Here is an 8,168-nt window from a genome sequence, read left to right as displayed (position 1 = left end):
GCCCATCTGATCGACGCCTGCCTCACCGAGACCGGACTGATCATGGACGGCTGAGCTCAGCAACAGCCGACATCACGCAATCAAGTTCAGTAGCGCAGTCCTTCGAGGTTCAGACGGTCCATAGTCATAGCCGTGCCTTATCGCTGCATTCACTGCCGTCCCCTACCGGCCGCGATTTCCTCTGCCTACGGTGGGGTCTCTGCTGATTCAGCATAACCAGCAGCTATGTGCATCGTCGCGTTCGGGATGGAAGAACCATGTCAGACAGAGCCGTGACCATGGTGGTGACCGAGCCCCGGGGCCACTTGTGGCCGTCCGTGGCGGAGACGACGTCGCCGAAGGGTCGGTGGGTCCGTGTATCCGTCGCGGCGAGCGGCGTGTGCAACGCCGACATCGCAACGGCCGCCGCCGCGGGCAAGGGCAGCAGCTTCCCGGTCACTCCGGGACACGAGGTAGCCGGCGCCATCGCGGAGATCGGCGACCAGGTCGAGGGCTGGGCGGTCGGGGACCGCGTGGCCGTCGGATGGTTCGGAGGCAGCTGCGGGCACTGCGTGTACTGCCGGGCGGGCGACGTCGTCCACTGCGCCGAGCGGAAGGTGCCCGGCCTGTCCTACCCGGGCGGCTGGGCCCAGAGCATCACCGTGCCCGCCGACGCGCTCGCCCGCATCCCCGACGGGCTGGACCTCTTCGACGCGGCTCCCTTCGGCTGCGCGGGCGTGAGCACCTTCAACGCCGTCCGCAAGGCCGGCATCTGCGCGGGCGGACGGGTCGCCGTGTTCGGGATCGGCGGCCTTGGCCACCTCGCAGTCCAGTTCGCCGCGAAACTCGGGTACGAGACCATCGCCGTCGCCCGAGGTGGCGACCGCGAGCAGCTCGCCCGCGACCTCGGCGCCCACCACTACATCGACAGCGACACCCATGCCCCCGGAGCCGCTCTGAAAGAACTCGGCGGCGCGGACCTCATCGTCTACACCGCCTCCTCCACCGCCCCCGTGGACGAGCTGCTGACCGGACTGAACGTGCACGGGCAGCTCACCCTCGTCGGTGTCGACGCGGGATCCGTCATCGTCCCGGCAGCCCAGCTCGTCATGAACGGCCACACCCTCACCGGACACCTGACCGGCAGCGCCCGCGAGACGGAGGAGGTGATGGAGTTCGCCGTCACCAACGGCGTACGGCCCATGGTCGAACGGATGCCGCTGGAGAAGGCCGGCGAAGCCGTCACCCGGTTGCGTTCGGGAGCTCCCCGCTTCCGCATCGTCCTGGACACTGCCACAGGCGGCGAGTAGCCGGACCCCGGCCGGCCCCGCGCGCTGCTGGGGTCGGGGTTCCGGCGCCTTTGCCCTGTGACACCGGATCACCCCCTCCAGGCGGACTCCCGAGGCACCACCGCTCACAGCGGAAAGTCAGACGTGATCAGAAAGGAAGTCACACATGTCCCACCAGGACAGGCACGACGTGATCGTGATCGGTGCCGGCGCCTCCGGGCTGGCCGCAGCCACCGCCCTGCACGCCGTCGGCCGCGACGTCGTCTCCCTGGAGGCTCGCGACCGCATCGGCGGCCGTCTGCTGTCGGTCTCCACACCGCACACAGGCCGGGCTCTCGACCTGGGTGCCACCTGGTTCTGGGACGGCGAGGAGCGCGTAAGGACCCTGACCGAACGCAGTGGCATCGAGACCTTCGACCAGCACCTCACCGGCGACACCATGCTCCAGGAAAGCACCGGCGTACGGCGCCTCACCGGCAACCTGATCGACGTCCCCTCCCGCCGTTTTGCCAACGGATCCATGAGCATCGTCGGCGCCCTGGCCGTCGAGCTGCCTGGCGAGTCTCTGCGGCTGAACACGCCCGTCACCGCCATCCATCCGGACGGCAACGGCGGCCTTGCCGTGTTCACCCCGGCCGGCCCCCTCCACGCCGAGCACGTCGTCCTGGCCGTCCCACCCGCCCTGGCGCTGGAGCGCATCGACTTCGGCGACACGCTCCCAGCCGACCTCCAGCGTCTGGCCCGTTCCACCCCGGTGTGGATGGGGGCCGTCGCCAAGGTCGTCGCCCGCTACTCCTCCGCCTTCTGGCGGGAGGAGGGGCTGGCCGGTGCCGCCTTCAGCAGGACCGGCCCGCTGCAGGAGATCCACGACATGTCGGGGGCCGGGGGCGAGCCCGCCGCGCTGTTCGGTTTCGCACACGCGCGCGCCGTCGGACCGGGGTTCGAGGAGGCGGTGACCGACCAGCTCGCGCGCCTCTTCGGGCCGACCGCGGCCACCCCCGCCGCTCTGCACGTTCAGGACTGGAGCGCCGACCGGTGGACTGCCCCGTCCACCGTGCAGCACCTTGCCGACTACTCGCTCTTCGGCCACCGCCTCTACCAGCGGCCGGCGCTCGACGGCCGACTGCACTGGGCGCCGACCGAGACGGCGACGGACCACGCCGGCCACGTCGAAGGCGCCCTTTCCGCCGGGGAGCGGGCAGCGCGGGCCGTGCTGGCGGCGAGCAACGGCGCGGACATCCACAGCAGCAGCGTCACCACCGCGAGCCGATAGGGATCTCTCCATGGACAATCATTTCGATCTCGTCGTCATCGGTTCCGGCTCCGGAAACTCGATCGTCGACAAGCGCTTCGCCGACTGGAGGGTCGCCTTCGTTGAGAAGGGCGTCGGTCCGCCCGGCAGCTTCGGCGGCACCTGCCTCAACGTCGGCTGCATCCCGACCAAGGCCTCTCCCACCCCCACATCGTCACCGTCCACGACGTCGGCACCACCCAACACGGCGGCCGACCCTTGTCCTACCTCGTCATGGAGCTGATCGACGGCACCCCGCCGAGCACAGTCCAGAAACGCGGGCCCCTGCCGATGCCCGACCTCCTGTACATCGCGTGGTGCATCGCCGACGCCCTCACCGCCGCCCACCGCGAGGGCCTGACCGCCGGCCTCAACCGCGTCCCCCGCCGAACCCCGGCCACACGGGCAGTCAGTTCCCTGTGCTGTACTACGTGCCCATCCTTCGTGCACACCGTGCATCACCTCCGGAGCCTCTACCCGATGAGCGCCACCTGCCCGACCTGCGAAGCAGCTGATGAAACCGTCGCCGTACACAAAGCCCTGCAGGACTCCGACCGGCCCCTCGACCCGCCGACACGGGAGTTGCTGTCGATGCCGCCCGAGCCCGGGGGCACGTCAGGGGCCGCGATCACCCTCTTCATCCTGGCCGGCCTCTTCGGCCTACCGGGGCTGCACACGCTGCTCTCCGGGGACGACGGCGGCAACTCCGACGCCGCCTACCAGGTCGGCCACCGCTACGGCACGTTCCTCGTCGCCGCGATCCTGCTGGGGATCGGACTCGCCATCCATTCCAATCATCGAAGCCGTCGCAATGACACGGCCGATCAGTGGCCGCGCACCTACGAGCAGTGGCAGCAGGTCCACCGGGTATGGCGGGCGACCTGGCTGTGCCGACGCTGCCGCGTCGCCTTCCTCCCTGCCGCATCGCTGCGCCCCGACTTCGCCGCGTCGCCCACGGTACCCGTGGCACAGTTCCCGCAGTGGACGGTGGTCATCGCGCGCCAGGACGACCGCTCCGGCGGGTCCGGGCTGGCCGCTGCCGGCTGAAGCCGATTGGGGTTGCCGACACTGGGTGATGAATGCGGGGCCTTCCTCGGCACGCGCCTGCATGGGCACGGTTCTGGGGAAGGCTCATGGGTGTACGCCTTCACCGTGTTCGGCGACTCTGATACGTGTCCTCAAAGTGCTGGCGGAGCATGTCCAGCCCCCGCGGACCCCGGGTCCGCGCCGCCGCACGGGCGACTGAAGCCCCGCCCGGCCCCCTGCGGTCGAAGCGAAAAAGGCCCTTGTCCGTGGTTCGCCATTTTGGAGCATGCTCCATACCGCTGAGATCGACATTCTTGTTGGCTGCCGACTTCAAGGGTCGATCGGCCATTCACTGCCGCTCTGGTCTTCAAGCTCCAAAAGCTTCCGAAGCTCTTCCGAAAGATTTACTCTTCCCGCTTCCTCGGCAGCCTTCTCCGCCGCCTATTGAGCTGCCTTTGCTGCGGCCTGCTCGGCGGCTTCATTCGCCGTCTTCTCCGCAGCTTCCTTCGCTGCCTTCTTGGCCGCGTTCTCGGCGGCGGCTTCGCGTTCGGCGAGGGTGGCCGCAGTTCCGCCACCGCCGGTGCCGGTGTCGATCAGGAGGTTGCCGTTCCCAGCCTTCACCGCGGATCAACGGCACAGGCGATCATCGGTCTGCAACCGTCCGGTGATTGCTCAGGGTAGGCACACTGCCAACGCCTACACCCGAGTGAAAGACAGCAGCAGTACGAGAAGGGCTCCCACCCCTGCTTGTCCTCCTGGGGGATAACGGTTGGAGGGCCGACCGCGGGGTCGGTCACGAGCAGCGGGAGCATCCATGGCGATCATCGGGACCTGGAACCTGGAGAACTTCTGTCGGCCGTTGCCGGCCGGGAGTACACCGGACCCCAACAAGTGCGCCGCCAAAGACCAAGCCACCTACGACGCCAAGGTCGACGCCCTGGCCGGCGTCATCACCCAGCTCGCTCCGGATCTGCTCGGCGTGCAGGAGGTCGGCAGCCAGGACGCTCTGGATGACCTGGTGGCCAAGCTGCCCGGCACCTGGCACACCGCGATCTCCGACCACCCGGACCCCCGCGGCATCCGGGTCGGCGTCATCAGCCGCTTCCCGTTGCTGGACATTCAGCAGCGCAAGGACTTCCCAGCCGGCCTCCACCCCGTCCAGGTTGAGGACGACGGCATCCCCGGCAGCCCCACCAGCGAGATGGGCCGCGGCGGCCTGGCTGTACGAGTGGAACCGACCCCTGGCCAGAGCCTCCAGGTGGCCGTCTGCCACCTCAAGTCGAAGCTGCTGACCTTCCCGAACAAGCAGCACAGCACCACCGACGAGCGCCTGCGGGCCCGCTACGGGGCATACGCGCTCCTGCGCCGCACCGCCGAGGCCGTCACGATGCGCGCCCTGGCCGACGACCTGCTCCAGGGCGACGGCCGAACCCACGACGTCATCGTCCTGGGCGACCTTAACGACGAATGGAAGGCCGCCACCACCCAGATCCTGTATGGCCCGCCCGGCTCCCAGATGGGCACCGGTGGCTTCGACCACCCGGACCGGGGCGACGCCGAGCGGCTGTGGAACCTGGCCCCCAAGCTTCTGGAGCAGGGCGGCTTCTCGCGCATCTTCGAGGGCCAGCCTGAGCTCATCGACCACATCCTGATCAGCCACTCGCTGCTGGCGAAGTTCGAGAAGGTGTCCACTGGCAACGGCCCACTGCCGACGGTCACTGAAGCCCAGCCAGCCGCTCCGCATAGCCAGCCCTCGGACCACTCGCCGGTGGTGGCGACGTTCAATCTGTAGGAGCACCCAAGGGTCAGCGCCATGGTCGCGGCGCTGACCCTGTTTGCGGGTGCTGCAGCGCAGTCAGCCGAGGGTGACGCCGCGCTTCTGGGCCAGAGCCTCCAGGCCGTAGCGGGCCACATGTTCGGCGTTGCTCAGGTCGATCGTCCGCACGCCTTCGGCGACCAGCCGCTCGTTGATCTCGTCAAGGTGCTGCTGGACGAGCTGCTTCTCGGCGTCGGTGGTGCGGCCCTTGTGGGGCTTGCCGGCGTGCTCCAGGCTCGAGTAGTTGACCCGCTCCTTGGCATTGGCCGGCGAGGTCTGGCTGGGGATGGTGCGAGCTACCCGCTTGGCGCCACGCAGCACCTCGGTCATCGGGGTGGCGGAGGCCAGCTGGTTGAAGGCCTCGGCCTCCATGACGACCGTCTCCGGCTCGTCGGCATCCGGGTAGTGCAGCTCAACCGTCACCAGGTCGAGCGCCAGCTCCTCCACCGCGGCCAGCTCGCCGGCGAGCGCCTCGATCTCGACCGGGCCGTCCTCCAGGTCGGGGTGCTGGCGGACGACGATGCGCACCAGGTCGTCGTCGTTCTCCACGTGCGTGCCGGTCAGGTCCGAGAACCGGATGATCTTCTGGCCCATGTCTACCTCTCTTGGCGGCTGCGATCAGGCGAGAGCCTAGCTGGGGTTGATCAACACTGGCACGGCGCTGGAGCACCGGTCGGGCTTGTCGCCTGCGGTGGTTGGGGCGACCAGCCCTGCGGCACCCGCCAGGCAGGACAAAGGCTGGAGCCTTCGGCGTGGGCCGTTGAAGTGTGAGGAGAGCCCGGCCATCCTGGGGTTGAACAGACGCCTGGGTGCCTGAGTAACAGTGCCCTCTCGGCGCGAGCGAATGCCAGAAAGGGATCGTATGCCGTCCAACGAGGTGACGCGGTTTCTTGAAGCGCTGAGTCCGGAGAGCCGGGAGACGGCCCGTGCCTTGCCGCGTGAGCGTCAGGAAGACCTGGCCGCAGCGTGGCACAAGGAGCTTACGGAGGACGCCGATCTGGACACCCTCGACGAGCTCTCGCCCGCCGCTGCGGCCGAGGAGGCGGCTGAACGAGTCCTCCGCCAGGCCGGACAGAATTGACGGGCCCGGCTATTGGCAAGCCAGCAGCCCGCTCAGCCCGTCCGGGCGTATCCAGATCGAGCGGTGGCGACGTTCACCCTGTGGAAGCACCCAGGGCGCCCGAGGAGCCCGCGGGGGAGGGCCGTAGCGGGGCGCGGGCGGAGGGGCTGGCCCGTCCGGTCCAGCCGCCTGGCGATCGCCCGCCGTAGGGCGCGCGCCCCGGTGCCGGAATGGGCGCGGCGGGCGGCGGTCGGGGCCGGGTTCGATCCGGCCGACGCGGCGCAGCAGCAGGCAGGGCCTCGGCGCTTCGGTGCCGGGGCCCTTTCGCGTGCGCTACTGGTCTGCGGACCACGGATCGGTCTTCCAGGTGATCTTGAAGACCGTCTGGGGCGGGTAGGACCTAAAGCCCCCGCCGCCGCTGCTGTCCGGCTTGACGTGCACCCAGCCATCTGGGCCGATCAGGGCCAAGCCTGTGTCTGCGGCGTGGCCGCCCTCGGTGGCGGGGAGCTCAATTCTGGCTTCGGTCCATGTGGTCTGTGTCATGTATCGACTGTTCCTGGCCCTGGAGCGGGTTCGCCACTCGGCGTGCGCCGGGTGGCGGGCAGCACACCTCGAGAGTGCAGCCTGACCGAAGCAGGAGGGCCTCGGGCATCGCGCTCTGGGCCCTCCGTCATGCACTGGGGATTACAGCCAGAGCGGCCTGGCCGGCTTCGCCGCCGGACTGATCCCCGACCTCGACGCCGTCGTCTTCGGTATGAGCACCGACTGGTCATCCGGCCCAGCCGAGGGCCGCGTCAACGACCTCAAGGCCCTCAAGCGCGGCATGTTCGGTCGAGCGAAGCCGCCCTTGCTCCGGAAACGACTCCTCCTCGTCGCGGCCAGCCGCCGACACAGACCGTGACGACCTACTGATCGGCTTCATGAGATCCGTGCCTGAACCGTCATATGAGAGGACGTTAAGTCCGTTTCTGGTAGCGGCCGCGTCCGGGTTGGTCGAGGACTCCCCGGCGGACGAGTCGTCCCAGGCGGAGCGGGTGACGTTGATCGAGGGCTCGTCGGTGGGCAGCCCGAGGAGTTCGTGTAGCTCGCGAACCCGGAAGACCCGCCCGGGGTGCTCGTTGAAGGCGGTCACGATGCGCTGGTAGACGGTGTCCGTGTCCGAGGGAGCCGGCTCGTGGTCGGGCAGGGTGAGGCCGTCGATGACCCTGCCGGTGGTGACGATCTCGGCGAGGCGGGCCTCGGCCTCGGCGAGGGCACCGGTGAGTTGGTCAATCTGTTCGCGCAGGCAGTCGGCGCGTGCGGCGGTCTCGTCGTGTTCGGCCTGCAACAGCCGCAGGAGTTCGGTGACGTTCACGCGGCCAGCTCGACGTCGTCGCGCCAGGCGGGGCTTGGGATGGTGAGGCGGCGGAGCATGCCGGCGGTGGAGGCCCAGTAGACGCGGGAGGCGGCGTTGTCGGGCCGGTGGTCGTAGTCGCGGGCGAGGCGTCGGTGGAGCATGAGGGTGCCGTTGGCCTGCTCGACCACCCACCGCTTCGGTTGCGGAACGAACCCCTTGCCCACGTGGTCGGGGTTGCGCCGGATGACCTCGACGGTGATGTCCTTCACCGCCCCGTGGATGATCACGGCGTCCTTGAAGCCCTGGTCGACCAGGGCCTTCTCCAGGCGCATCCCGCACCGTTCGGCTGCCTGGTCCAGCAGGGCGATGCC

Annotated in this window: 10 protein-coding genes and 1 pseudogene; 6 read left to right on the top strand and 5 right to left on the bottom strand. The window is 69.1% G+C overall.

What is annotated here, in order from left to right; translation table 11 throughout:
* Positions 1 to 377: 377 nt before the first annotated feature.
* The 4 genes from AB0J08_RS40510 to AB0J08_RS40495 all read left to right on the top strand — a co-directional run bounded on the left by AB0J08_RS40510 (position 378) and on the right by AB0J08_RS40495 (position 3,606).
* A complete protein-coding gene (locus AB0J08_RS40510) occupies positions 378 to 1,289 on the top strand; it encodes an alcohol dehydrogenase catalytic domain-containing protein (protein WP_360644852.1) in 912 nt (303 codons plus the stop codon).
* A 145-nt stretch (positions 1,290 to 1,434) separates the two neighbouring features.
* Complete coding sequence (locus tag AB0J08_RS40505; RefSeq protein WP_360644849.1) at positions 1,435 to 2,541, top strand: FAD-dependent oxidoreductase; 1,107 nt, start codon at positions 1,435 to 1,437, stop codon at positions 2,539 to 2,541.
* 10 nt (positions 2,542 to 2,551) lie between these two features.
* The gene (locus AB0J08_RS40500; RefSeq protein ID WP_360644846.1) at positions 2,552 to 2,803 is read left to right on the top strand and encodes a hypothetical protein; all 252 of its coding nucleotides are present in this window, start codon (positions 2,552 to 2,554) and stop codon (positions 2,801 to 2,803) included.
* Positions 2,794 to 3,606 (top strand): hypothetical protein, encoded by an 813-nt coding sequence (locus AB0J08_RS40495; protein ID WP_360644843.1) that lies wholly within the window; start codon positions 2,794 to 2,796, stop codon positions 3,604 to 3,606. Before AB0J08_RS40500 ends, AB0J08_RS40495 begins: the two co-directional genes overlap by 10 nt.
* 420 nt (positions 3,607 to 4,026) lie before the next feature.
* On the opposite strand, the gene AB0J08_RS40490 is transcribed toward AB0J08_RS40495, so the two are convergent.
* On the bottom strand, positions 4,027 to 4,206 hold the full coding sequence (locus AB0J08_RS40490) for a hypothetical protein (RefSeq protein WP_360644840.1): 180 nt from the start codon (positions 4,204 to 4,206) through the stop codon (positions 4,027 to 4,029).
* 193 nt (positions 4,207 to 4,399) lie between these two features.
* Between AB0J08_RS40490 and AB0J08_RS40485 the strand changes: the two genes are divergently transcribed.
* Positions 4,400 to 5,377, top strand: a complete 978-nt coding sequence (locus AB0J08_RS40485; RefSeq protein ID WP_360644837.1) for an endonuclease/exonuclease/phosphatase family protein — start codon at positions 4,400 to 4,402, stop codon at positions 5,375 to 5,377.
* Between the two features lie 63 nt (positions 5,378 to 5,440).
* Here AB0J08_RS40485 and AB0J08_RS40480 read toward each other — a convergent pair whose 3' ends face one another.
* Positions 5,441 to 5,995 carry a hypothetical protein gene (locus AB0J08_RS40480; RefSeq protein ID WP_360644834.1) on the bottom strand — a complete coding sequence of 185 codons (555 nt, stop codon included), beginning with the start codon at positions 5,993 to 5,995 and terminating at the stop codon, positions 5,441 to 5,443.
* 268 nt (positions 5,996 to 6,263) lie between these two features.
* On the opposite strand from AB0J08_RS40480, the gene AB0J08_RS40475 reads away from it, so the two are divergent.
* Entirely contained in the window at positions 6,264 to 6,482 is a 219-nt protein-coding gene (locus AB0J08_RS40475) for a hypothetical protein (protein WP_360644831.1), read from the top strand.
* 312 nt (positions 6,483 to 6,794) lie between these two features.
* Here the strand turns inward: AB0J08_RS40475 and AB0J08_RS40470 are convergent, their stop codons facing one another.
* From AB0J08_RS40470 to AB0J08_RS40460, 3 genes and pseudogenes are all read right to left on the bottom strand, one after another.
* Positions 6,795 to 7,004 carry a hypothetical protein gene (locus AB0J08_RS40470; protein WP_030394395.1) on the bottom strand — a complete coding sequence of 70 codons (210 nt, stop codon included), beginning with the start codon at positions 7,002 to 7,004 and terminating at the stop codon, positions 6,795 to 6,797.
* Between the two features lie 226 nt (positions 7,005 to 7,230).
* Positions 7,231 to 7,815, bottom strand: coding sequence for a hypothetical protein (locus tag AB0J08_RS40465; RefSeq protein WP_360644855.1), 585 nt, complete (start codon positions 7,813 to 7,815; stop codon positions 7,231 to 7,233).
* A pseudogene (locus AB0J08_RS40460) lies at positions 7,812 to 8,168 on the bottom strand (IS5/IS1182 family transposase); the annotation flags it as partial. The gene AB0J08_RS40465 and the pseudogene AB0J08_RS40460, both read right to left, overlap by 4 nt.

Origin of the sequence: Kitasatospora sp. NPDC050463, from assembly GCF_040655255.1 — a bacterium.
In the GTDB taxonomy this organism is placed as follows: Bacteria; Actinomycetota; Actinomycetes; order Streptomycetales; family Streptomycetaceae; genus Kitasatospora.
This window is presented reverse-complemented; position numbering and strand designations above follow the sequence as displayed.